Origin of the sequence: Rhizobium sp. SSA_523 (assembly GCF_030435705.1) — a bacterium.
GTDB lineage: Bacteria > Pseudomonadota > Alphaproteobacteria > Rhizobiales > Rhizobiaceae > Neorhizobium.
This window is the reverse complement of the sequence record NZ_CP129381.1, coordinates 902,962-925,651: the sequence shown is the minus strand read 5'-3', so window position 1 is coordinate 925,651 and position 22,690 is coordinate 902,962. Positions and strand designations below refer to the sequence as shown.

Below are 22,690 nucleotides of genomic sequence, written 5' to 3'. Positions count from 1 at the left end.
GTCCCTTAGGACGTGCCCTCGAAACGTGATGGAGAAGACGCGTGAAAGCACTCACCTGGCATGGAAAACACGATATCCGCTGCGAAAGCGTGCCTGACCCCAAGATCGTCGACGGCCGGGATGCGATCATCAAGGTCACGGCCTGCGCCATCTGCGGCTCGGACCTCCACCTTTACGATGGCGTCATGCCCGAAATGCACAAATGCGATGTCATGGGCCATGAGACCATGGGCGAGGTGGTGGAAGTCGGCCGCGAAAACAGCAAGCTGAAAGTCGGCGATCGGGTCGTCATCCCCTTCACGATATCCTGCGGCGAGTGCTTCTTCTGCCAGCGGGGCTTCTTCTCCGGTTGCGAACGCTCCAATCCAGATTCAGCGAAAGTTTCAAAGCTCTGGGGAAATTCTCCGGCCGGACTGTTCGGATATTCGCATCTTCTCGGCGGCTATGCGGGCGGGCAGGCGGAATATCTGCGCGTGCCCTTTGCCGATGTCGGTCCCATCAAGGTTCCGGACGGGCTGACGGACGAGCAAGTTCTCTTTCTGTCGGATATCTTTCCGACGGGTTACATGGCGGCTGAATTCTGCGACATCAAGCCGGGCGATACCATTGCGATCTGGGGATGCGGCCCGGTTGGCCAGATGGCCATCAAATCGGCGTTCCTGCTCGGTGCGGAGCGCGTCATTGCCATCGATACGGTACCCGAACGCCTGCGGATGGCGGAAGCCTCCGGCGCAACGACGCTCGATTTCCTCGAAGACGATATCTATGAGGAAATCATGGAAATGACCGGCGGCCGTGGCGCGGATGCCTGCATCGACGCTGTCGGGACGGAGGCGGATGCGTCCGCAAGCTGGGATTCCCGTTGGGATCGCATCAAGGTCGCCACCTTCCTTGGCACGGATCGGCCGCATGTGCTGCGGCAAGCCATTCACTGCTGCCGCAACTTCGGCACGGTTTCGATCGTCGGCGTCTATGGCGGCTTTCTCGACAAGGTGCCGATGGGTTCGGCGATCAATCGCGGCCTGACCTTCCGCATGGCGCAGACGCCGGTGCAGCGCTACCTGCCGCAACTGATGGAACGCATCGTAGAGGGTCAGATCGACCCCTCCTTCGTCATCACCCATAGGGGACGGCTTGAGGATGGGCCGGATCTCTACAAGACCTTCCGGGACAAGAAGGACGGCTGCATCAAAGTTGTTTTGAAGCCTTGAACAGGAGAGAAGAGATGAATCCGAGCAAGATCGGCAAGGGACTGGCGGTGGTGACCGGCGCCTCCAGCGGTATCGGTTACGAGTTGGCGAAATGCGCGGCGCGCGACGGTTACGATCTGGTGATCGCCGCCGATGAAGAAGGCATTCACACCGCGGCAGCCGCCCTGAAGGAGTTCGGCACCGACGTTCATGCGATCAAGATCGATCTGTCCAGCGCCGAGGGCAGCCAGCGTCTGGCGGCGGCTGTCCAGGCGCTCGACCGTCCAGTGGATCTGCTTCTGGCCAATGCCGGGCGTGGGCTGGGCGATGCCTTCCTGGATGAGGATCTGCAGCGGGCGCTGCGCGTCGTGGAGACCAATATAACGGGAACCATCTCGCTTATCCATGCCCTCGGGCACGACATGCGGGCGCGGGGAGAGGGCCGCATCCTGCTGACCGGATCGATCGCCGGCTACATGCCGGGCAGCTTCCAGGCCGTCTATAATGCGACCAAGGCCTTCATCAACAGCTTCTCGCTGGCTCTGCGCGACGAGTTGAAAGGCACCGGGGTAACCGTCACCTGCCTGATGCCGGGCCCGACAGATACTGAATTTTTCTCCCGTGCCGATCTGGAAAACACGCCCGTCGGTGAGATGAAGAAGGATGACCCGGCCATGGTCGCGCGGATCGGCTACGAGGCGATGATGGACGGCGACGGCGATGTCGTGACCGGCTGGAAGAACAAGCTGCAATCGGCTCTGGCCAATGTCACGCCGTCGGGGGTTCTGGCGGCCGCTCATCGGCGGATGGCCGAACCCAAGGATCACGGCGGCAGAACGCAATAAGACGATCAGCGGCATCGAGCAGCTTATCTCTCTATCTCCGGCGCGGCACCGCCACGCCGGAGACTTGTTCCGTCAAGCTTTTGGCGCCATCCCGTCCCGAGCAGCATCCGGTGCCTTGCGCGACGGATCCTGCTTCTCCCGGGCGTTGGCGGCTTCCCGCTCGTCCTGGCGTTTCAGCTCCCGGTCAATCACATCGCGGTCGCCTTCGGCCTTTTCCATGTTCGACGTATGATCCTTCGGTTCCATGCTCTTCTCCTTGCCATATGGAGAGCGAACAGGCGGCCGGCGCGAATGTTCCGCCGTGGCGTACGTCAGCGGAAGGTCTCAACCGCTTGCATCCTGCTGCACCACCGGATCGGGAGCCATGGATCTGTGCATGCGGGTCCGGCCGACCTCGATGACGTTGCGCATGGCTGCGACAGCCTTTTCCGGATCGCGCGAGGCAATGGCATGAGCGATGCGCAGGTGATTGCTGGCGATTTCCTCCAGCATGTCCGGCGAGGCTGCGGGCGAGGAGAGCTGGAAGGCGATCGACAGTGCGGCCTCGATCAGGCCGCTGGCCGAGCGCATGAAGGGATTGCCAGACATCCGGGCAATAGCGAGGTGGAATTCCAGATCGACCTTGGCGATCGTCTCGGGCGTATGGGACGGCTCGTCGAATTTTGCAGCGATCGCGTAAAGTGCAACAATATCGTCCGACGTGGCGCGCAGAGCCGCCGCGGCGGCGGCTGCCGGCTCGAGCGCGGTGCGGATCTCCGCCAGATGCTCGATGAAAGCGAGATCGATGCCGGCTTCGCATCGCCACTCGAGCACGTCGGGATCGAAGAAATTCCAGTTCGCGCGCGGCAGGACGCGGGTTCCGACCTTCGCCTTGGGCTCGATCAGCCGCTTGGCCGCCAGCGTTTTCATCGCCTCGCGCAAGACGGTGCGGGATACGGCGAATCGCTGCGACAGCTCGGCATCTCCCGGCAGAATAGCGCCTTCGGATATATCGCCCGAAACGATTGCCTTGCCCAGTTCCGCGACGACGTGAGCATGACTGCTGCCACGCTTTTTACCGGCAATCGCCGTTTCCAGAAGCCCCACCGTTCTCTCCCGCATCTCGTCACTGTCATTGAACCGCCCGGTCCGCATGCCATGATCCGGCCAGGCAGCCTATGTCTGGCAGGTTGGCGCGCAAATCCGGTATGGCTCCCCCTGATTGAGACATATAGTAATATTAATCGCAGCTCAAAGGATCTTGTGCAATTGCCCTGATTTCGGTAACACAATTTGATTCAATCGATTGAATGCGAGCTTTTTAGGCATAAGCGCCAGCTGCTCTGCCTAGATCCAATTCATGCGAATGTTCAACAGGCAGCTTGACAACCGGCCGTCAGGTTAAATAGTCATATTTTTGAAGAGGCGTGGTGAACGCTGGGAGGACGCGGCCAGACGGTCGCCGTCGCGTTGCAAGGGCAGGCTTTAGAACATGTTGAGACTTCTGCAGGTGGCCGTTGAGGGGCAGGTGCGCGTTGTCGCTTGGGATGGCGAGGGCGAGGCCCGGATCGTCAATGGCGTCGATGCCACCTACGATCTGGCGCAAAAGGCGATTGCCGCTCGTCAGAGCCTTGCTGAATGCGTGGCAAGCCAGGGCCTCGGGGCCGTGGTCGATCTCCGGGCGGCCGAAAGCGAAGGCCGGCTCGGTCTCCCGGTCGCTCATCCCGATCCGGCGCATTTCATCGTTGCCGGGACAGGCCTCACCCATCTCGGATCCGCGGATGGCCGCGACAAGATGCACAAGGCAGCCCAGGCCGCCGAGAAGCCGACCGATTCCATGCGGATGTTTCTGATGGGCGTCGAGGGCGGCAAGCCGCAGGCGGGCGCCGTTGGCGTTCAGCCGGAATGGTTCTACAAGGGCGACGGGTCGCAGTTGAAGGCGACGGGAGAGGATCTCGTTTCGCCGGCTTTCGCGCTGGACGGCGGGGAAGAGCCGGAGCTGGCGGCCATCTACATGATCGGCCCGGATGGGACGCCCTATCGTCTCGGCTTCTGTCTCGCCAATGAGTTTTCCGACCATGTGACCGAAAAGGGCAATTATCTCTGGCTCGCCCATTCCAAGCTGCGCCAGGCGTCGCTCGGTCCGGAACTGCTGGTCGGAGAGCTTCCGCAGCATGTGGAGGGCACCTCCCGTGTGCGCCGCGGCGACGACGTCATTTTCGAGAAGCCCTTCCTGTCGGGCGAGGCCAATATGTCGCATACCATCGCCAATCTGGAGCATCACAACTTCAAATATGAGCTCTTCCGTCGCCCGGGCGATCTGCATGTGCACTTCTTCGGCACGGCAACCCTCTCCTTCTCGGACGGGATCCAGACCCAGGCCGGCGACCAGTTTGAAATCGCGGCCGCGCCATTTAAGTTGACGCTTGTCAACCGCCTGGCCGTCGCAGCGCCTTCCCCCGTGACCATTCGTCCGTTGTAAGGGGTAAGCTGCGATGTCTTCCATCCGTCTCGCCATCGTCGGTCTCGGCAAAATTGCAAGGGACCAGCATCTGCAGGCCATCGAAGCGACGGACGGCATCGAGCTCGTTGCCGTTGCCAGTCGCCACGCCACGCTCGACGGCGTTCACTGCTTCTCGGATATCGACGCGCTGCTGGCCTCGGATGTCGAGGTCGACGCCGTCTCTCTCTGCACGCCGCCGCAGGGTCGGTTCGAGCAGGCGCGGGCGGCGCTGCTGGCCGGCAAGCACGTGATGCTGGAAAAGCCTCCGGGCGCTTCCGTGGCGGAGGTCTTCGCGCTCGACCAGTTGGCCAGGCAGCAAGGCCGCACCCTGTTTGCCACCTGGCATTCGCGCGAGGCTGCAGCCGTCGAGCCGGCGCGCCAGCTTCTCGCCAAGCGCAGCATTCGCTCCGTTCATGTCGAGTGGAAGGAGGATGTGCGTCACTGGCACCCCGGCCAGGACTGGATCTGGGAGCCCGGCGGGCTCGGCGTCTTCGATCCGGGCATCAACGCCCTGTCGATCGTGACGCGCATCATGCCGGAGACTTTCCATCTGACGGCCTCCGATCTGTCCTTCCCGGCCAACCGTGCCGCGCCGATCGCAGCGGAACTTTCGTTCAAGACAGCCGCCGGCGTGCCGCTGTCGGCCTCCTTCGATTGGCGTCAGACGGGGCCGCAGACCTGGGATATCCGCATCGAGACCACCGAGGGACCGGTCGTGCTGACCCATGGCGGCAGCCGGCTCGAGGTCAATGGCGATGCTCAGATCGTCGAGAAGGATCGCGAGTACCGCAACCTCTACCGCCAGTTCCAGTCGCTGGTGACGTCCGGCCAGTCCGATACGGATTTCACGCCGCTCGTTCATGTGGCTGATGCCTTCATGCTCGGGCGCCGCCATGTGGTGGATGCCTTCGAGGATTGAGGCCGGACCACGAGAAGATAAGACGACGTCTCCAAGGTTAACGCAAACGCGCTTAAAGAAGACACGCTCATGAGCAACGATACCCTGCCTACCAAGACCGCTTCCGCACCCAATGGCCGGCTGCGCTCGCGCGCCTGGTTCGACAATCCCTCCAATGCCGACATGACGGCGCTCTATCTGGAGCGTTACATGAACTTCGGTCTCAGCCAGGCGGAACTGCAGTCGGACCGTCCCATCATCGGCATTGCACAGACGGGGTCCGACCTTTCGCCCTGCAACCGGCATCATCTGGAACTGGCGGCGCGCCTGCGCGAAGGCATTCGTGAGGCGGGTGGAATCGCGATCGAATTTCCGGTCCATCCGATCCAGGAAACCGGCAAGCGGCCCACGGCAGGCCTCGACCGCAACCTTGCCTATCTGGGCCTGGTGGAGGTTCTCTACGGTTACCCGCTGGATGGCGTCATCTTGACGATCGGCTGCGACAAGACCACGCCCGCCTGTCTGATGGCGGCTGCAACGGTCAATATTCCGGCAATCGCCTTCTCCGTCGGCCCCATGCTCAACGGCTGGTTCCGTGGCGAGCGCACCGGCTCCGGCACCATCGTGTGGAAGGCCCGCGAATTGCTGGCCAAGGGCGAGATCGACTATGCCGGCTTCGTCAAGCTGGTGGCATCCTCGGCTCCATCGACCGGCTATTGCAACACGATGGGCACTGCGACCACGATGAATTCGCTGGCCGAGGCGCTCGGCATGCAGTTGCCCGGATCCGCGGCCATTCCGGCGCCCTATCGCGACCGCCAGGAAATGGCCTATCTCACCGGCCTACGTATCGTCGACATGGTGAAGGAGGATCTGAAGCCGTCCGACATCATGACGAAGGAAGCCTTCATCAATGCCATCCGCGTCAATTCCGCGATCGGCGGTTCCACAAATGCGCCGATCCATCTGAACGGCCTGGCACGCCATCTCGGTGTCGAGCTTTCGGTGGATGATTGGCAAACTTATGGCGAAGACGTGCCGCTGCTGGTCAACCTGCAGCCGGCCGGCGAATATCTCGGCGAAGACTATTATCATGCCGGCGGTGTTCCGGCCGTTGTCAACCAGTTGATGGGGCAGGGCCTGATCAACGAGGACGCTCTGACGGTCAACGGCAAGACGATCGGTGAAAACTGTCGCGGTGCCGTGATCGAGGATGAAAAGGTCATTCGACCCTTCGATCGGCCGCTCAAGGAGCGCGCCGGGTTTAGGGTTCTGCGCGGCAATCTCTTCTCTTCGGCGATCATGAAGACGAGCGTCATCTCCAAGGAGTTCCGCGACCGTTATCTGTCCAACCCGACGGATCCCGATGCCTTCGAAGGGCGTGCGGTGGTCTTTGACGGACCGGAGGATTACCATCATCGCATCGACGACCCGTCGCTCGGCATCGATGCCCATACGGTGCTCTTCATGCGCGGCGCCGGCCCGATCGGCTATCCGGGCGCGGCTGAAGTCGTCAACATGCGGGCGCCCGATTACCTGCTGAAGCAGGGCGTCACCTCGCTGCCCTGCATCGGCGATGGCCGTCAGTCCGGCACCTCCGGCAGCCCGTCCATCCTCAACGCCTCGCCGGAAGCGGCCGCTGGCGGCGGTCTCGCCATCCTCAAGACGGGCGATCGGGTCCGCATCGATGTGGGCCGCGGCACGGCCGATATCCTGATTTCCGAGGAGGAGCTGGCGTCCCGCTACGCGGCGCTCGAAACGCAGGGCGGATATCATTATCCGCAGCATCAGACACCATGGCAGGAAATCCAGCGCGGAATTGTCGGGCAAATGGAGACCGGCGCCGTCCTGGAACCTGCTGTCAAGTATCAGCGGATCGCGCAGACCAAAGGCATCCCGCGCGACAACCACTGACGGAAAGCCCCAGTATGCCGCAGGCGCGTTCACGCACGCGGCATTCGGGCCTGACCGGATGAAGGATGAGTGTGGGCGACGGATCGCCGCTCACGGGGTGATTTTCTGTCGGGCTCGAAGGGAGCCCCGACATCTAGGAGGAGTATCGATGAAACTTTTTCAGTATTTTACCACCGCTGCCATGTTCGCAGCCTTGACCATGTCTGCCCCGGCCGGCGCCGCGGATAAGGGCCTTGTCGGCGTTGCCATGCCGACAAAGTCCTCGGCCCGCTGGATCGCCGATGGAGACAACATGGTGAAGGTCCTGAAGGAACGCGGCTATGACGTTGACCTGCAATATGCGGAAGACGATGTGCCGAACCAGCTCGCCCAGATCGAGAACATGGTCACCAAGGGCGCCAAGGTTCTGGTCATCGCCTCGATCGACGGCACGACCCTCTCGGACGTGCTGCAGCAGGCTGCCGACCAGAAGATCAAGGTCATTGCCTATGACCGTCTGATCCGCGATACGCCGAATGTCGACTACTACGCGACCTTCGACAATTTCCAGGTCGGCGTTCTGCAGGCCACCTCGCTGGTCAAGGCTCTCAAGGCCGATACCGAGGCTGGCCCGTTCAATATCGAACTGTTCGGCGGTTCGCCCGACGATAACAATGCCTACTTCTTCTACAATGGGGCCATGAGCGTCCTGCAGCCGCTGATCGACAAGGGCGTGCTGAAGGTCGCTTCCGGCCAGATGGGCATGGACAAGGTGTCTACCCTGCGTTGGGACGGTGCAACCGCCCAGGCCCGCATGGACGCCATCCTGTCTGCCTTCTATGCCGACAAGAAGCTGAACGCCGTCCTGTCGCCTTATGACGGGATCTCGATCGGCATCCTCTCCTCGCTGAAGGGCGTCGGTTACGGTTCGGGCGACATGGCGATGCCGTTCGTCTCCGGCCAGGATGCGGAAGTCCCCTCCGTCAAGTCGATCATTGCCGGCGAGCAGTATTCCACCATCTTCAAGGATACGCGCGAACTGGCCAAGGTCACCGTCGACATGGTGGATGCGGTCATGAGCGGCAAGGAGCCGACGGTCAACGACACGAAGACCTATGACAACGGCAAGAAGGTGGTCCCGTCCTACCTGCTGAAGCCGGTCGCGGTCGACAAGTCGAACTGGAAGGACGTCCTGATCGGTTCCGGTTACTACACGGAAGACCAGGTTAAGTAATATCAGGTGCGATACGTGGCGGCACCCATTGCGTGTGCCGCCACGTCTTGTTGTTCCCATCGGAGATGATGGCATGCTTGCTCCCGTGATTGGGGCCGAACGTCCGCCAATTTTGGAGATGCGCGGCATTTCCAAGTCCTTTGGCGCCGTCAAGGCCCTTTCCGACGTCAGCTTTACCGTGCGCGAAGGTGAAATCCACGCCTTGGTGGGCGAGAATGGCGCCGGCAAATCGACACTGATGAAGGTTCTGTCCGGCGTCTACCCGCATGGCAGTTACGAAGGTTCCATCCTGTATGCTGGCGAAGAGCGCCGCTTCCGCGACATCAACGATACGGAAGCGCTCGGCATCATCATCATCCATCAGGAACTGGCCCTGATCCCGCTGATGTCGATTGCGGAGAATATTTTCCTCGGCAATGCACCCTCGCGCTTCGGCGTGATCGATCGGCATGCCGTGCACGAGCGCACCAAGGCGCTGCTGGCCAAGGTCGGTCTGACGGAGCAGCCTGACACGCTCATCACCAATCTTGGCGTGGGCAAGCAGCAGCTGGTGGAAATCGCCAAGGCGCTGGCCAAGGATGTGCGGCTATTGATCCTCGATGAGCCGACCGCTTCGCTGAACGAGAAGGACAGTGCCGCGCTGCTGGAACTGCTGAAGGAGTTCCGCAGGCAGGGCATCACCTCCATCCTGATCAGTCACAAGCTGAACGAGATTTCCGAAGTGGCCGATCAGATCACGGTCCTGCGCGACGGACGGTCCGTCGGCACGCTCGATTGTCATGTCGACCAGATCTCCGAAGACGAGATCATCCGCCGCATGGTGGATCGCGACATGGAGAGCCGCTATCCGAAGCGCACGCCGAAGATCGGCGAGGTGATCTTCGAGGTCGAGAACTGGTCCGTCTACCACCCGCAGCATTCGCACCGCCAGGTGGTGAAGAATGTCGGCATGTCGGTGCGCGCCGGCGAGATCGTCGGCATTTCCGGCCTGATGGGTGCCGGTCGTACCGAATTTGCGATGAGCGTTTTTGGCCGCTCCTGGGGGCGCAACATTACCGGAACCGTCCGCATGAAGGGGCAGCCGGTCGATGTGTCGACCGTCAACCGCGCCATCGGCGCCGGCCTCGCCTATGTCACCGAGGACAGGAAACACCTCGGCCTCATCCTCTCGGAGGATATCCGCAAGAACATATCGCTTGCCAACCTGCCGGGCGTTTCGCGACGCAATGTCATCGACGATATCTCCGAGATGAAGATTGCCCAGGAGTTTCGCGGCCGCATGCGCATCCGCAGCCACAATGTCTATCAGGAAACAGGCAAGCTTTCGGGCGGCAATCAGCAAAAGGTGGTTCTGTCCAAATGGCTCTTCACGGAGCCGGATCTTCTGATCCTGGACGAGCCGACGCGCGGCATCGATGTCGGCGCGAAATACGAGATCTATTCCATCATCAATGAGCTCGCGGATGCCGGAAAGGCAGTCGTGGTGATTTCCTCGGAAATGCCGGAACTGATCGGGATCTGCGATCGCATCCTGGTCATGCATGAGGGTGAGTTCGTCGGCGAGGTTGCCGGCAAGGACGCCACCCAGGAGAACATCATGCGCGCCATCATGCGCCGCAAGGAGAGAGACGAATGACCACGCCAGAGACCACCGCACCGGCGCCGCAGTCTGCGGCCGGTTTTCTCAAGGACAATCTGCGCGAATATGGAATGCTGATGTCGCTTGTCGTCATCGTGCTGTTTTTCCAGTTCGCCACGGACGGCATTCTCCTGAAGCCGCTGAACCTGACGAATATCATCCTGCAAAACAGCTATATCGTCATCATGGCGCTCGGCATGCTGATGGTCATCGTCACCGGCCATATCGATCTCTCGGTCGGCTCCGTGGCAGGCTTCATCGGTGCCATCGCGGCCGTGATGATGGTGCAGTACAATGTCAATTTCGTCGTCGCTGCCGTGCTCTGCCTCATCCTTGGCGGCGCCATCGGCGCGGCCCAGGGATTCTGGGTCGCCTATTTCAAGATCCCGTCCTTCATCGTGACCCTTGCGGGCATGCTGGTCTTCAAGGGTCTGATGATCTCGGTGCTTGACGGCCGCTCCATCGGGCCCTTCCCGCCGATCTTCCAGAAGCTGTCATCCGGCTTCATCCCGGAAGTCTTTTCCATGGACGGGCTTTACCTGACCTCGCTGATCATCGGCCTGATCCTGGCCGTCATCCTGATCTGGCAGAACGTCAAGAGCCGGGCACGCCACATTTCCCACGGCATTGAAAACGAGCCCTTCGGCTTCTTCATCGTGAAGAATCTCGTGATCTTCGGCGTGGTCGGTTACCTGTCCTACCTCATCGCCTCGCATCGCGGCATGCCGAACGTGCTCATCATCATGGCGGTGCTGATCGCGGCCTATGGTTTCTTCACCAACCGCACGATCATCGGCCGGCAGATCTATGCCGTCGGCGGCAATATCCGCGCAGCCGAACTCTCGGGCGTGAAAACGGCCAGGCTCACCTTCTTCACCTTCGTCAATATGGGCGTGCTTGCAGCACTTGCCGGCCTCGTCTTCGCCGCACGCCTGAACACGGCGACGCCGAAGGCTGGTATCGGATTCGAGCTCGATGTCATCGCCGCCTGCTTCATCGGCGGTGCCTCCGCTTATGGCGGCGTGGGCAAGGTTACCGGCGCGGTCATCGGAGCCTTCATCATGGGCGTCATGAACAACGGCATGTCCATTCTCGGCATCGGCATCGATTACCAGCAGGTGATCAAGGGGCTGGTGCTCTTGGGTGCCGTCTGCGTCGACGTCTACAACCAGCGTCGTTGAGCATCCTCCCAAGCGTTCCGACCTGAAGAAGCCGCCGATCCTGGGAAGGGCCGGCGGCTTCTTGCTTTGCAGTCTGGACAGAGGTCGAGACATCTTGCCATTTGGCAGAAATACCTTAAGTTAATGCCATAACGTGAGGTAGATTGATGCAGCTTGAGCTTGTCCAGTCGCGATTTGACCATGAGAATGGGCGTTCTATCACGGACGAGGAAGCGGCTGCGCTGGCGCGAACCACGGTAAACCTCTTCCGCGTTTGGGAGCTGTCGGATTCCGAGGCCTGCACATTGCTGGGAGGAATGGCTCCGCGCACATTTGCACGCTGGAAAGAGGGGCGGATCGGCCGGATCGATCGCGACCTGCGCATGCGCATGGCCCATCTGATGGGCATTCACAAGGGTCTTCGCTACCTGTTCAAGGATGCCCAGCGCGGCTATGCCTGGGTCCGCAAACCCAATCAGGCCTTTGGCGGCCTTTCGGCGCTGGATCTCATGCTGCGCGGCGATATGGCGGATCTTGCCGGCTTGCGGGAATGGCTGAACGCGGAGCGCGGCGCGTGGTAGAGCCGATGCCGGAGCAGCGCCCGGTTCATTGGGACGCCACCTATCGCATCATCCGCTCCATCCACCCGCCGATCGATCTCTTTGAAGATATTGCCGATCCGGAAGACTGGGAAGCACTGGTGGCCGTGGAGGAAAAGACCAATCCGCGCATCCGGCTGCAGGTGGGGGATCTCGGCAAGGTTCCCGCGCATCGCCGCATTGCCGGGCCGGGCGCCAGCCTGGTAATGGCGCCATTCGTTCACTGTTCGCCGCTCCGGCCCGGTCGCTTCAGCGATGGCCGCTACGGCCTTTATTACGCCGGCAGCAGCGAAGCCGTTGCCTTGGCGGAAACCATCCATCATCACGAGCGGTTCATGCGCTCGACGGCCGAAGCTCCCGGCTGGACCTCGGATTTCCGCCTGCTGGTTGGCCAGGTGCAGCGTGACCTGCATGATGTGAACGGCGTGCCGGGCGTTCTCGACCCGGACGACTATGCGGCTTCCCATGTTCTGGGCGCGAAACTGCGCAACGGCGGCAGCGATGGCCTGGTGTGGAACAGCGTCCGCCATCCGTCGGGCGAGTGTATCGGCATGTTCTGGCCGGACGTGATTCCCATTCCGGTCCAGGCCAGCCATTACTGCTATCACTGGGATGGGTCCCGGGTTGATTATGTTCGGCAATACGATACCGGGCGCGTCTACGCGGTCCGCCCCTCCTGACCAATCAGCGACAGGTCGGTGTGCGAAGATCACATGGTCAGCGCGCTTGCGCAAATCACCCCATGCGCTCGGATGCATAGCTGCCCGGGCTGGGCGGAAACACGATCGTGCGATTGCCGTTGATGAAGGTGCGATGATGAATATGCGCATGGATCGCGCGCGCCAGCACCTGCGCCTCCACATCCCGCCCCAGCGACACATAATCATCCGGCGATTGGGCATGGGTGACGCGCACCGTGTCCTGCTCGATGATCGGACCCTCGTCGAGATCGGCCGTGACATAATGCGCCGTGGCGCCGATCAGCTTCACGCCACGCTGATAGGCCTGCTTGTAGGGATTGGCACCCTTGAAACTCGGCAGGAAGGAATGGTGGATGTTGATGATCCTGCCGGACATTTTCTGGCATAGATCATCCGAAAGCACCTGCATGTAGCGCGCCAGGACCACCAGCTCCGTGCCCGTCTGGTCGACCAGATCGAGAAGCTGCGCCTCGGCTTGCGGCTTGTTGTCTTTCGTCACCTTGATGTGGTGGAAGGGGATGTCGTGATTGACCACCACCTTCTGGTAATCGAAATGATTGGAAACCACGCCGACGATGTCGATCGGCAGAGCGCCGATCTTCCAGCGGTAGAGAAGGTCGTTCAGGCAGTGGCCGAAGCGCGAGACCATCAACAGAACCTTCATGCGCTCGGCCGCATCGAAAATATCGGCCTGCATCGAGAATGCGTCGACGATCGGCTTCAGCCCTTCGATCAGTGCCGGCCGGTCAATGCCCTGCTCCGACAGGAACGAGATCCGCATGAAAAACCTGCCGGTGTCGAAATCATCGAATTGGGAGGAATCGATGATATTGCAGCCCTGCTCGGCCAGGTAGCCTGAAAGCGCCGCGACGATGCCGCGCGCGGTCGGGCAGGTTACGGTCAGGACATAGCTTTTCATCGTCATCAGTCTCCGGCGGTCTAAAGAGCCGCGATATCGCAGGGTCCCGACAAACCGGGGGCATTTCGCAATAGCGAAGTGGGCGAGGATATCAAGCCATCTATGGCACGAACCGGCCTCATTGTGCCGCAACGCCGAACTTTGCCGAAGCCTGGCCCGGTCTTGATTTCGGTCAAGGTATCGCCATCGAACGAGCCTAGATTGCGTAAGGGAGGATGTGCGAAGTGAACGACCAGGATCAGATCATGCTTGAAGACCGCATCAGACGTCCCTCCCTCTTGGACAAGATCGTCACGCCGAAAGAGGCCGCAGCCCTCGTCGGTGATGGCATGGTCATCGGCATGAGCGGGTTCACCCGCGCCGGCGATGCCAAGGCCGTTCCGGTCGCCATGGCCGAACGGGCGAAGACGGATCCTTTCAAGATCACCCTGCTGACGGGAGCCTCGCTCGGCCACGACATTGACAGGATGCTGACCGAAGCGCATGTGCTGGCGCGTCGAATGCCGTTCCAGACGGATCCGACGCTGCGCGCGGCCATCAACCGCGGTGACGTGATGTTCGTCGATCAGCATCTTTCGGAGACCGTGGAGCATTTGCGGGCACACCAGCTCGGCCCGATCGATTACGCGATCATCGAAGCCGCAGCGATCCGCGAAGATGGCGGGGTGGTGCCCTCCACCTCCATCGGCAATTCGGCGAGTTTCGCAATCCTTGCCAAGAAGCTGATCATCGAGATCAATCTCAGCCAGTCGCTCGATCTCGAGGGCCTGCACGATATCTACATCCCGACCAAGCGACCGACGCGCGAGGCCATTCCGGTTACCGCCTGCGACAGCCGTGCGGGTCTGCCCTACATTCCGATCGATCCGGACAAGATCGCGGCCATCGTCATTACGCAGGAGCAGGACAGTTTCTCCACGGTCGAGCCCCCGGATGCCCAGACCAATGCCATAGCCGGACATCTGATCCGCTTTTTCGAAGACGAAGTGCGGCTTGGTCGCCTGGATCTCACGCTCAATCCGCTTCAGGCCGGCATTGGCACCATTGCCAATTCCGTCCTTTCCGGAATGGCGAATGGGCCTTTCCATCATCTTCGCATGTATAGCGAAGTCTTGCAGGACAGCACGTTCGACCTGTTCGATGCGGGCAAGCTCTCCTTTGCCTCCGGCTCCTCCATCACCCTGTCATCAGCCTGTGCAGCCCGCGTCTATGCCGATTTCAGGCGCTACAGGGACCGGCTTGTGTTGCGCCCGCAGGAAATCAGCAATCATCCGGAGGTCATTCGTCGCCTGGGCGTCATCGGGATCAACACGGCCCTGGAGGTCGATATCTACGGCAATGTCAACTCCACCCATGTGAACGGCACACATATGATGAACGGGATCGGCGGATCGGGGGATTTTGCTCGCAATGCCTATCTCTCCATCTTCGTGACGAAGTCGCAGGCAAAGGGTGGCCGGGTATCATCCATCGTACCCATGGTGCCGCATGTGGACCATACCGAGCACGATGTCGACATCATCGTCACCGAACATGGTCTGGCGGACCTGCGCGAACTTGCACCGCGCGAGCGTGCCGAAGTCATCATCCGCAACTGCGCCGATCCGAGCTTTCAGGCCGCGCTTCTCGATTACTTTGAGCGAGCCGTGGCGCGGGGCGGCCACACGCCGCATCTTCTGGAGGAGGCCCTGTCCTGGCATTTGCGCAGCCGCGATACCGGCAGCATGCGCAAGAGCGAAGCTCCGCCGATTGTGGCCGGCAGTGCGTCGACGCAAGGGGCAGCACGGACCACGCACAGTGCCGAGGCTGCGGTCATGACGCGGGCGGGGTGAGAGTAGCCTGGGGGCCGGCGGCGCATAACCTTTGACATTTCAAATATCGGTTCGTACAGCTGGGAAAAGATCATTGGGAAGAGGGGCATGACACCAATGACCGAGCCTGAGCCAACATTGATTGACATCGAGATCATCACGCATGGCCTGGAGGCCAAATCCAAGCCTGAGACGCGGCTCTGGCTTCGCATGCTATCGACGACCAAGCTGGTCTCGAGCGAAATCCGCAAACGATTGCGCGCCGAATTCGGCGCGACATTGCCGCAATTCGACCTGATGGCGCAGCTCTACCGCGAAAATGCGGGTCTGCGGCTTGGCGAACTCTCCCGCCGGACCATGGTCACCAATGGCAATGTGACCGGCCTGGTGGAGCGCCTGGAGGCGGAGGGCCTGGTGGTGCGCGAGACGCCGACGGCGGATCGACGGGTCACCGTCGCCCGGCTGACCGAGCATGGCAATGCCGTTTTCGCGGAAATGGCGAAAGCGCATGAATCGTGGCTGCGGGAATTGATGAGCGATGTCGAACCTGGTCACATCATCACGCTGCTGGATGAGATCGGCCATGTGAAGCGGTCTGTGGCCAATCACGTCAGCGGTGCAGAGGGCGAATAGCGGCAGGTTCATGGCCTGCCTGCGCTCGGGCCCGGCCGCCGGTTGGTCTTGCCAAGATCGGCGCAATCGGACAGAACGAGACCTGAGTTTGACCGAGGGCTCCGGCTCGCAACAGGATTATCGCACGCGTCATGCTGGACCTTCAGGCCGTTGTCGAAGACATTCACGCAGCGCTCGTCCCGCGGATCGGCGAAGGCAAGGTTGCCGATTACATTCCGCAATTGGCGCAGGTCGATCCCGGCAAATTCGGGCTGGCGGTCGTGGATCTGGACGGCCGCGTCTACAAAGCCGGCGATGCGGATGAGGCCTTTTCGATCCAGAGCATCTCCAAGGTCTTCACGCTGACCCTGGCGCTTGGCAAACATGGTGAGACCACCTGGAACAGGGTCGGGCGGGAACCCTCCGGTTCCGCCTTCAATTCCATCGTCCAGCTGGAACACGAACACGGAAAACCGCGCAACCCCTTTATCAATGCCGGGGCAATCGTGATCAGCGATCTGGTTCTCGCCGGCCATACGCCGCGTGAGGCGATCGGCGAGATCGTGCGTTTCGTTCAGTATCTGGCCGACGACGCCGCGGTTGCCATCGATCCCGAAGTGGCGAAATCCGAAACGGCGACGGGGTACCGCAACATCGCGCTCGCCAATTTCATGCGCTCCTTCGGCAAGCTGCAGCATCCGGTCGATCACGTCCTCGGTGTCTATTTCCATCAATGCGCTCTCGCCATGAGTTGCACGCAACTGGCGCGCGCCGGGCTGTTCCTCGCCAATAACGGCCGAACTCCCCTGACCGGTCATACTGTCGTCTCCAGCCAGAGGGCGCGGCGCATCAATGCCCTGATGCTCACCTGCGGGCACTATGACGGTTCGGGCGATTTCGCCTATCACGTCGGGCTTCCTGGCAAGAGCGGGGTGGGGGGCGGCATTCTGGCGGTGGCACCGGGCCGGGCATCCATGGCGGTATGGTCGCCGGGGCTCAACAAGAACGGCAATTCCCATATCGGTTCGCTGGCATTGGAGATGCTCGCCAGCCGGACAGGCTGGTCGGTTTTCGGCGGGCCGGTCGCCGCCTCGGGCGGCCCCTGATAATATTCCCGGCCTGGCCCCTTGTTTATCCGGGTGACTGTCACATTTCCTTGTCGAGTTCGATCTATCAGTGACGAGACACAGATCATTTCCCTTTCCCGGGAGATGCGGCAGGGAGGCAGTGCCGTCAAGGCATTGTCTCCCGATTTCCTTCCTGCAAATTTTCTGGCTGCCAATGCCTCGCTCGCAATGCCTCGCAAGCATTGTCTGGCTCCCAATTTCCGCCTCCCGTGCCATCCGCTTCCGGCTTGTCGTTCCAGACCCCGCGCCTTAAGCTGAGCCCGACGTCTTCTTTTTCCTGCCGGTGAGTCCTGATGATCGATATTTCTATGATTGAGGCGGCGCGCCGCCGCCTGCCGGATCAGGCGGTGCGCACGCCTTTATTGTCCTCTCCCTTTCTCGATGAGATTGCCGGCCGTCCGGTCTTCGTGAAGCCGGAATGCCTGCAGAAGACAGGCTCGTTCAAGTTCCGCGGCGCCTGGTCGGCCATTTCGGCGCTGGATGAGGAGCAGCGCGCGAGCGGTGTCATCGCCTTTTCCTCGGGCAACCATGCCCAAGGGGTGGCGCTTGCCGCCCGCTTGCATGGGATCGCGGCAGTCATTGTCATGCCGTCGGATGCTCCGAAGCTGAAGATCGACAATACCCGCGCCTATGGGGCGGAGGTCATCCTGTATGATCGGCTTGGCGAAGATCGCGATGCGCTGGGCGCGCGGCTGGCCACGGAGCGCGGCTTGACGTTGATCAAGCCGTTCGACGATCCGCAGGTGATTGCCGGACAGGGGACAGTCGGGCTGGAAATCGCCGAGCAGGCGGCGACCGAAGGGCTTTCGAAAGCGGATGTGCTGGTCTGTTGCGGCGGTGGCGGGCTGACTGCAGGCATAGCTCTGGCCCTGGAGGCCAAAGCGCCGGGACTCCGCGTTCGGCCCGTCGAACCCGAAGGCTTCGACGATACCGCGCGTTCTTTGGCGACGGGCGCAATCCAGCGCAATTCCACCATGGGCGGCTCGATCTGCGACGCGATCGTGACGCCGGAGCCCGGCAGGCTCACCTTCCCCATCAATTCCCGCCTGTGTGGCCCCGGTATTGCGGTGAGCGACGAGGAAGCGCTTCGCGCCATGGTGCTTGCCTTCACCCGTCTGAAGATCGTGCTTGAGCCGGGCGGCGCCGTTTCGCTGGCCGCGGCCCTCTTCCACGCCAGCGCGCTGGACGCGGATAGGGCGGTGATCACGGTCTGCTCCGGCGGCAATGTGGATCCAGGCCTGTTTGCCGAGGCGCTCCTTCGCTACGGCGGATAATCACACCATTTGCACCTCCGCAGGCAGCTGGTGGTCGCAAAGTAGTTTACAATTTCATAAACTACGACGAAGTTTGACGGCATCGCATCTTCATCATCGAGCTTTGTCCATGCCGTCCGACATCACAGCGCATCCCACACTTCCCCAGCATAAGACGGCGGATTTTCTGGCCCAGTTGGAGCCCCTGCGCAGCCGCGCAACCTTCACCGCCCTGAGAAAGCGCGAGGTGGCGTTGGAGGAGGCAGCGCAGATAGAGATGGCCGGTCCGGCAGACAAGCCGCTCTACGGCATGCTGTTTGCCGTCAAGGACAATATCGATGTGCAGGGCATTCCGACCACTGCCGGCTGCCCTGCCTTTGCCTATGTGCCGCAGCATTCTGCAACCGTTGTGGAGCGCCTGCAACAGGCCGGCGCGATCCTGGTCGGCAAGACGAATATGGAGCAGTTCGCCACTGGACTGACGGGCGTGCGCTCGCCGTTCGGCATTGCGCCAAACGCGCTGCGGACGGATCTGGTGCCAGGCGGCTCCAGTTCAGGCTCGGCGGTTGCGGTTGCGCGAGGTCTCGTCGATTTCTCGCTCGGGACGGATACCGCCGGCTCCGGCCGCATCCCCGCCGGAATGAACGGGATCGTCGGGCTCAAGCCGTCGCTCGGCCTTGTCTCGTCACGTGGCGTCGTGCCCGCCTGCCGAACGCTCGATACGGTCTCCATCTTCGCGCGGGAGACCTCCCTGGCCTTCAAGGTTCTGCAGGTCATCGGCGCTTTCGATGAAGATGATCCTTTTTCGCGCCGCTATGACGCCCTGTTCCCGAATGTTTTGCCGCCGCGTCTCAAGGCCGGTGTGCCGAGAAAGGATCAAAGGCAGTTCTTCGGCGATCAGGCGGCCGAGGCGGCCTTCGACGCGGATCTGAAGCTTCTCTCCGCCCTGGGCTTCGAGGTGGTGGAGATTGATTTCGAACCCTTCCACGCCGTCTCGCGCATGCTCTATGAAGGACCTTGGGTGGCAGAGCGTTATGCCGCGATCCGCACCTTCATCGAGAGCAACCCGTCCGCCCTGCTGCCGGTCACCTTCGGCATCATCAGCGGCGCGACGACGATTTCGGCGGCCGATGCCTTCGACGCCCTGTACCGGCTCAAGGCAGAGGCGCGTCGCGTTGAGCCAGTGCTGGATGCTCTGGATTGCCTGGTTGTTCCGACCATTCCCCGCTTCTACAAAATCGCGGACATCGCCGATGAACCGCTTCTGTACAATACCAATCTCGGTACCTATGCCAGCTTCGTCAACCTGCTCGACCTGGCGGCCATATCCGTGCCCTCCACCACTCGCGGCGATGGCCTGCCGGCCAGCATCACCTTCGTTGGCCGTGCGGGCACGGACAGCCTGCTTGCAGCCATGGCCGAGCGCCTGGAGGCCGGGCGGCGCTCGGCCTGACGCTCGTTATCTTCTGCGCAGGAGCGCAAAGGATTCGTATGGCTGGAGCGTGACCGTCGACCCCAGGCGATCCACCGCATCATAGTTGAAGATCAATGGCTTTCCCTGTCCCTGCAATTCGGTCGGAAGCTCCAGCTCAAAGCTCGTGGTCGAGAAACTGGCGATGACGATCAAGATCTCGTCGCCGAGGCTGCGGGTATAGACGAAGGCATTGGGGTGCTGGTCGAGGAAGGATTGGTACCGGCCATAGACGATGATGTCATGCGTCTTCCGCAACTCTATCAATTTGCGATAGTGGTGGAAGACGGAGTTGACGTCGGCCGTGCCTTGATCGGCATTCACGCTGGAAAAATTGGCATTGGCCTCGATCCATGGAGTGCCTGTCGTAAAGCCGCCATGCGGCCCGCTTGTCCAGTGCATCGGGGTCCGGGCATTGTCCCGGCTGTTTTCATTGGCGCCGATGATGAAATCCTCCGGTGACAGACCGGCATCCAGATGCAGGCGGTGCATGTTCAGGGTCTCGACGTCCTTGTACTGTTCGATCGTCTTGAACGGCACATTCGTCATGCCCAGTTCTTCGCCCTGATAGACATAAGGCGTGCCCTTCATCAGATGCAGGACCGTAGCCAGCGTCTTGGCAGACTGGACCGGGAAGCCCTTGTCATCGCCATAGCGCGAGACCGCGCGCGGCAAGTCGTGATTGCCCCAGAAAAGCGAGTTCCAGCCATCATCCGAGAGCGCCTGCTGCCATTTCGAGAAAACGCTTTTCAGCGCCACGAGATCGAAGGGCTTGGAGCGCCACTTGCCATAGGTCTCGTCCCAGCGCTGCGTCACATGCTCGAACTGAAACACCATGGACAATTCGTGGCGGTCCCGGCCGGAATAGAGAAGCGCCGAATCCGGCGTCACGCTCCAGGTTTCGCCGACGGTCAGAACCTTGCGTCCCGCCAAGGTTTCGCGGTGCATTTCCTGGAGATAGTCATGCAGATGCGGACCGTCGCTGGTGATCTTCTGATCCACCTGCTTGCCGATCAGATCGATCACATCCATGCGGAAGCCCGCAATGCCGCGATCGAGCCACCAGTTCATCATCGCATAGATTTCTTGCCGCACCCGAGGGTTTTCCCAGTTCAGATCCGGCTGACGGCGGGTGAAAAGGTGCAGGTAATACTGGCCGGTTGCGGGGTCCAGCTCCCAGGCCGAGCCGCCAAACACGGATTGCAGGTCATTGGGCGGTCCGCCGTCGGCGGCCGGCTCGCGCCAGATATAGAAATCGCGAAACGGATTGTCCTTCGCGGCGCGCGACTGGCGAAACCAGTCGTGCTCGTCGGATGTGTGGTTGACGACGAGATCCAGCACGATGCCGATGCCGCGATCGCGCGCAGATGAGAGGAGCTGGTCGAAATCGGCAAGCGTCCCGAATTCCGGAGCGATATCCTGGTAATTGGAAATGTCATAGCCATTGTCGTCCATCGGCGAGGCATAGATCGGCGAGAGCCAGATGATGTCGATGCCGAGCCGTTCCAGATAATCAAGCTTGGACAGGATGCCCGGTATGTCGCCCACGCCGTCACCATTGCTGTCGGCAAAGCTGCGCGGATAGATCTGGTAGACGGTGGAGGCGTGCCACCATTTTCTCTCGAAGCTATTGGATGGCGTCTTGCGGTCGGCGTCGAACATTCGGGTTCCTTCTCGTTCCTTCTGCGCGGTCCTCATCGATCTGCCGGTCAAGATAGGGCAGAACCGGGGAACATCACCCCGCCGCCCTGGTTGGGGATGTATCGTTCACGCATGAACGAGAGAAAAAGACCAACAGGAAGGCAGGAACATGAACAGCCGACTTCCCCCAATTCCCGAAGACAACCGCAGCCATAAAGGCCCTGGCGAGACGGCGAAGGCGAAGGCAGAGGATGCGCATGGCGCGGCCAGCGATCCCGGGACCAAGAACTTCGGCCAGCAGGGCCGCCAGGGCAATATCAAGGTCAACACCACCCATCAGGGCTATCAGCAGGACAGGTGAGGACAGAGAATGAGCACTTCCACGAAACATCCCAATACCATCCGTCAGGGTGGGCCGGGCTCCTCGCATGAGAATGCCAAGGCGCCGCTCGATCTGCGAAAACCCGATGCCGCGCCGGACCGCCGCACACGGTCCACCGTTTCCGGCGGTGGTGGCGAGCAGGATCGCCATCATGATCATGAGCCGGGACGAAAAGGCGGCGGATCCCACCCTGCCTGACTGCGAGCCTGAGGCTGCCATGCCAGGCTTACGCACCCGCCGAGCCGCGAGAAGCCGGCTCGGCCAAAACCCGGAACCGGCGCGCCGAAGGCTTGGGCGGCGTCAGCGCCGGAGGGAAAGGGCGGCCGTTCATGATCACGACATTCGAACCATCGCTTGCAGGCGCTCGCAAGATCGCCCAGGTGGCGCATGAGGGCCAGGTGAAATGGTCTGGCGAAGCCTTTCTCGACCATGTCTACCGGGTCGCCGGGCGCGTGGAAACACATGAGGAAAAGATCGTCGCTCTGCTGCATGACGTGATCGAAAAGGCAGAGGACTGGTCGCTCGACGATCTTCACGCCATCGGATTTTCTCATGATATCGTCGCGGCCGTGGATGCCTTGACCAGGCGCGAGGGCGAAGATTACGAGGCGTTTTGCCGCCGCGCCTGCGCCAATCCGCTGGCGCGTCCCGTCAAGCAGGCCGATCTCATCGACAATCTGGAACAGGCGAAGCGCCTGGGGCGGGACGGCTCCAAGTACGAGCAGGGCCTTCACATTCTTGCACAGTTGAACCAGCAGCGGCAATGACGTCGACAGTATCCCCGCGAACTGCGGCCTCGAGGATCAGATGTCACATCCCGACCATGAAGCCGT

Annotated in this window: 21 protein-coding genes and 1 pseudogene; 18 read left to right on the top strand and 4 right to left on the bottom strand. The window is 61.3% G+C overall.

The window, feature by feature from the left end; translation table 11 throughout:
- The first annotated feature begins 41 nt into the window (after positions 1-41).
- On the top strand, positions 42-1,211 hold the full coding sequence (locus QTJ18_RS05510) for a zinc-dependent alcohol dehydrogenase (protein WP_252753022.1): 1,170 nt from the start codon (positions 42-44) through the stop codon (positions 1,209-1,211).
- A gap of 14 nt (positions 1,212-1,225) precedes the next feature.
- Positions 1,226-2,035, top strand: coding sequence for an SDR family NAD(P)-dependent oxidoreductase (locus QTJ18_RS05505; protein ID WP_252753023.1), 810 nt, complete (start codon positions 1,226-1,228; stop codon positions 2,033-2,035).
- 72 nt (positions 2,036-2,107) lie between these two features.
- On the opposite strand, the gene QTJ18_RS05500 is transcribed toward QTJ18_RS05505, so the two are convergent.
- Together QTJ18_RS05500 and QTJ18_RS05495 are read right to left on the bottom strand one after the other, a co-directional pair.
- Positions 2,108-2,281 carry a hypothetical protein gene (locus tag QTJ18_RS05500; protein ID WP_252753024.1) on the bottom strand — a complete coding sequence of 58 codons (174 nt, stop codon included), beginning with the start codon at positions 2,279-2,281 and terminating at the stop codon, positions 2,108-2,110.
- Positions 2,282-2,359: 78 nt separating this feature from the next.
- On the bottom strand, positions 2,360-3,121 hold the full coding sequence (locus tag QTJ18_RS05495) for a FadR/GntR family transcriptional regulator (RefSeq protein ID WP_252753303.1): 762 nt from the start codon (positions 3,119-3,121) through the stop codon (positions 2,360-2,362).
- A 385-nt stretch (positions 3,122-3,506) separates the two neighbouring features.
- On the opposite strand from QTJ18_RS05495, the gene araD1 reads away from it, so the two are divergent.
- The 8 genes from araD1 (at position 3,507) to QTJ18_RS05455 (ending at position 12,620) form a co-directional block, all read left to right on the top strand.
- A complete protein-coding gene (gene araD1, locus QTJ18_RS05490) occupies positions 3,507-4,496 on the top strand; it encodes an AraD1 family protein (protein ID WP_252753025.1) in 990 nt (329 codons plus the stop codon).
- Positions 4,497-4,509: 13 nt separating this feature from the next.
- Positions 4,510-5,436 (top strand): Gfo/Idh/MocA family protein, encoded by a 927-nt coding sequence (locus QTJ18_RS05485; protein ID WP_252753026.1) that lies wholly within the window; start codon positions 4,510-4,512, stop codon positions 5,434-5,436.
- Between the two features lie 69 nt (positions 5,437-5,505).
- Positions 5,506-7,329, top strand: coding sequence for an IlvD/Edd family dehydratase (locus QTJ18_RS05480; protein ID WP_252753027.1), 1,824 nt, complete (start codon positions 5,506-5,508; stop codon positions 7,327-7,329).
- A 181-nt stretch (positions 7,330-7,510) separates the two neighbouring features.
- Positions 7,511-8,542 (top strand): multiple monosaccharide ABC transporter substrate-binding protein, encoded by a 1,032-nt coding sequence (chvE, locus tag QTJ18_RS05475; protein WP_252753304.1) that lies wholly within the window; start codon positions 7,511-7,513, stop codon positions 8,540-8,542.
- 73 nt (positions 8,543-8,615) lie between these two features.
- On the top strand, positions 8,616-10,178 hold the full coding sequence (gene mmsA / locus QTJ18_RS05470; RefSeq protein WP_252753028.1) for a multiple monosaccharide ABC transporter ATP-binding protein: 1,563 nt from the start codon (positions 8,616-8,618) through the stop codon (positions 10,176-10,178).
- A complete protein-coding gene (gene mmsB, locus QTJ18_RS05465) occupies positions 10,175-11,362 on the top strand; it encodes a multiple monosaccharide ABC transporter permease (RefSeq protein ID WP_252753029.1) in 1,188 nt (395 codons plus the stop codon). Before mmsA ends, mmsB begins: the two co-directional genes overlap by 4 nt.
- A gap of 146 nt (positions 11,363-11,508) precedes the next feature.
- Entirely contained in the window at positions 11,509-11,922 is a 414-nt protein-coding gene (locus QTJ18_RS05460; protein ID WP_252753030.1) for an MbcA/ParS/Xre antitoxin family protein, read from the top strand.
- Positions 11,892-12,620: an RES family NAD+ phosphorylase gene (locus QTJ18_RS05455; RefSeq protein WP_489667208.1), complete on the top strand. Its 729-nt coding sequence runs from the start codon at positions 11,892-11,894 to the stop codon at positions 12,618-12,620. Before QTJ18_RS05460 ends, QTJ18_RS05455 begins: the two co-directional genes overlap by 31 nt.
- A gap of 55 nt (positions 12,621-12,675) precedes the next feature.
- On the opposite strand, the gene purU is transcribed toward QTJ18_RS05455, so the two are convergent.
- Positions 12,676-13,560, bottom strand: coding sequence for a formyltetrahydrofolate deformylase (purU, locus tag QTJ18_RS05450; RefSeq protein WP_252753306.1), 885 nt, complete (start codon positions 13,558-13,560; stop codon positions 12,676-12,678).
- Positions 13,561-13,805: 245 nt separating this feature from the next.
- Here purU and scpC point away from each other — a divergent pair.
- The 5 genes and pseudogenes from scpC to atzF all read left to right on the top strand — a co-directional run.
- Positions 13,806-15,293, top strand: a pseudogene (gene scpC / locus QTJ18_RS05445) (succinyl-CoA:acetate CoA-transferase ScpC); the annotation flags it as partial.
- Between the two features lie 195 nt (positions 15,294-15,488).
- The gene (locus tag QTJ18_RS05440; protein WP_252753307.1) at positions 15,489-16,004 is read left to right on the top strand and encodes a MarR family winged helix-turn-helix transcriptional regulator; all 516 of its coding nucleotides are present in this window, start codon (positions 15,489-15,491) and stop codon (positions 16,002-16,004) included.
- Positions 16,005-16,135: 131 nt separating this feature from the next.
- Positions 16,136-17,089, top strand: coding sequence for a glutaminase (locus QTJ18_RS05435; protein WP_252753031.1), 954 nt, complete (start codon positions 16,136-16,138; stop codon positions 17,087-17,089).
- A gap of 314 nt (positions 17,090-17,403) precedes the next feature.
- Positions 17,404-18,384, top strand: coding sequence for a threonine ammonia-lyase (locus QTJ18_RS05430; RefSeq protein WP_252753032.1), 981 nt, complete (start codon positions 17,404-17,406; stop codon positions 18,382-18,384).
- A 109-nt stretch (positions 18,385-18,493) separates the two neighbouring features.
- A complete protein-coding gene (atzF, locus tag QTJ18_RS05425) occupies positions 18,494-19,816 on the top strand; it encodes an allophanate hydrolase (RefSeq protein WP_252753033.1) in 1,323 nt (440 codons plus the stop codon).
- A gap of 6 nt (positions 19,817-19,822) precedes the next feature.
- On the opposite strand, the gene QTJ18_RS05420 is transcribed toward atzF, so the two are convergent.
- Positions 19,823-21,496, bottom strand: coding sequence for a glycoside hydrolase family 13 protein (locus QTJ18_RS05420; protein WP_252753034.1), 1,674 nt, complete (start codon positions 21,494-21,496; stop codon positions 19,823-19,825).
- A 148-nt stretch (positions 21,497-21,644) separates the two neighbouring features.
- Here QTJ18_RS05420 and QTJ18_RS05415 point away from each other — a divergent pair, with 148 nt between their 5' ends.
- From QTJ18_RS05415 to QTJ18_RS05405, 3 genes are all read left to right on the top strand, one after another.
- Positions 21,645-21,836 (top strand): hypothetical protein, encoded by a 192-nt coding sequence (locus tag QTJ18_RS05415; protein ID WP_252753035.1) that lies wholly within the window; start codon positions 21,645-21,647, stop codon positions 21,834-21,836.
- A gap of 9 nt (positions 21,837-21,845) precedes the next feature.
- A complete protein-coding gene (locus QTJ18_RS05410; RefSeq protein WP_252753036.1) occupies positions 21,846-22,055 on the top strand; it encodes a hypothetical protein in 210 nt (69 codons plus the stop codon).
- A gap of 131 nt (positions 22,056-22,186) precedes the next feature.
- On the top strand, positions 22,187-22,624 hold the full coding sequence (locus QTJ18_RS05405; protein ID WP_252753037.1) for a metal-dependent phosphohydrolase: 438 nt from the start codon (positions 22,187-22,189) through the stop codon (positions 22,622-22,624).
- Positions 22,625-22,690 lie beyond the last annotated feature (66 nt).

Bases quoted from the DNA above. Each gene is read 5' to 3' on its own strand.
- QTJ18_RS05405 (WP_252753037.1), top strand. From the start codon at position 22,187: ATGATCACGACATTCGAACCATCGCTTGCAGGCGCTCGCAAGATCGCC.
- atzF (WP_252753033.1), top strand. From the start codon at position 18,494: ATGCCGTCCGACATCACAGCGCATCCCACACTTCCCCAGCATAAGACG.
- QTJ18_RS05500 (WP_252753024.1), bottom strand. From the start codon at position 2,281: ATGGAACCGAAGGATCATACGTCGAACATGGAAAAGGCCGAAGGCGAC.
- QTJ18_RS05435 (WP_252753031.1), top strand. From the start codon at position 16,136: ATGCTGGACCTTCAGGCCGTTGTCGAAGACATTCACGCAGCGCTCGTC.
- QTJ18_RS05440 (WP_252753307.1), top strand. From the start codon at position 15,489: ATGACCGAGCCTGAGCCAACATTGATTGACATCGAGATCATCACGCAT.
- QTJ18_RS05410 (WP_252753036.1), top strand. From the start codon at position 21,846: ATGAGCACTTCCACGAAACATCCCAATACCATCCGTCAGGGTGGGCCG.
- QTJ18_RS05505 (WP_252753023.1), top strand. From the start codon at position 1,226: ATGAATCCGAGCAAGATCGGCAAGGGACTGGCGGTGGTGACCGGCGCC.
- QTJ18_RS05480 (WP_252753027.1), top strand. From the start codon at position 5,506: ATGAGCAACGATACCCTGCCTACCAAGACCGCTTCCGCACCCAATGGC.
- QTJ18_RS05485 (WP_252753026.1), top strand. From the start codon at position 4,510: ATGTCTTCCATCCGTCTCGCCATCGTCGGTCTCGGCAAAATTGCAAGG.
- purU (WP_252753306.1), bottom strand. From the start codon at position 13,560: ATGAAAAGCTATGTCCTGACCGTAACCTGCCCGACCGCGCGCGGCATC.
- QTJ18_RS05420 (WP_252753034.1), bottom strand. From the start codon at position 21,496: ATGTTCGACGCCGACCGCAAGACGCCATCCAATAGCTTCGAGAGAAAA.
- QTJ18_RS05430 (WP_252753032.1), top strand. From the start codon at position 17,404: ATGATCGATATTTCTATGATTGAGGCGGCGCGCCGCCGCCTGCCGGAT.
- mmsB (WP_252753029.1), top strand. From the start codon at position 10,175: ATGACCACGCCAGAGACCACCGCACCGGCGCCGCAGTCTGCGGCCGGT.
- QTJ18_RS05455 (WP_489667208.1), top strand. From the start codon at position 11,892: ATGGCTGAACGCGGAGCGCGGCGCGTGGTAGAGCCGATGCCGGAGCAG.
- araD1 (WP_252753025.1), top strand. From the start codon at position 3,507: ATGTTGAGACTTCTGCAGGTGGCCGTTGAGGGGCAGGTGCGCGTTGTC.
- QTJ18_RS05415 (WP_252753035.1), top strand. From the start codon at position 21,645: ATGAACAGCCGACTTCCCCCAATTCCCGAAGACAACCGCAGCCATAAA.
- mmsA (WP_252753028.1), top strand. From the start codon at position 8,616: ATGCTTGCTCCCGTGATTGGGGCCGAACGTCCGCCAATTTTGGAGATG.
- chvE (WP_252753304.1), top strand. From the start codon at position 7,511: ATGTTCGCAGCCTTGACCATGTCTGCCCCGGCCGGCGCCGCGGATAAG.
- QTJ18_RS05460 (WP_252753030.1), top strand. From the start codon at position 11,509: ATGCAGCTTGAGCTTGTCCAGTCGCGATTTGACCATGAGAATGGGCGT.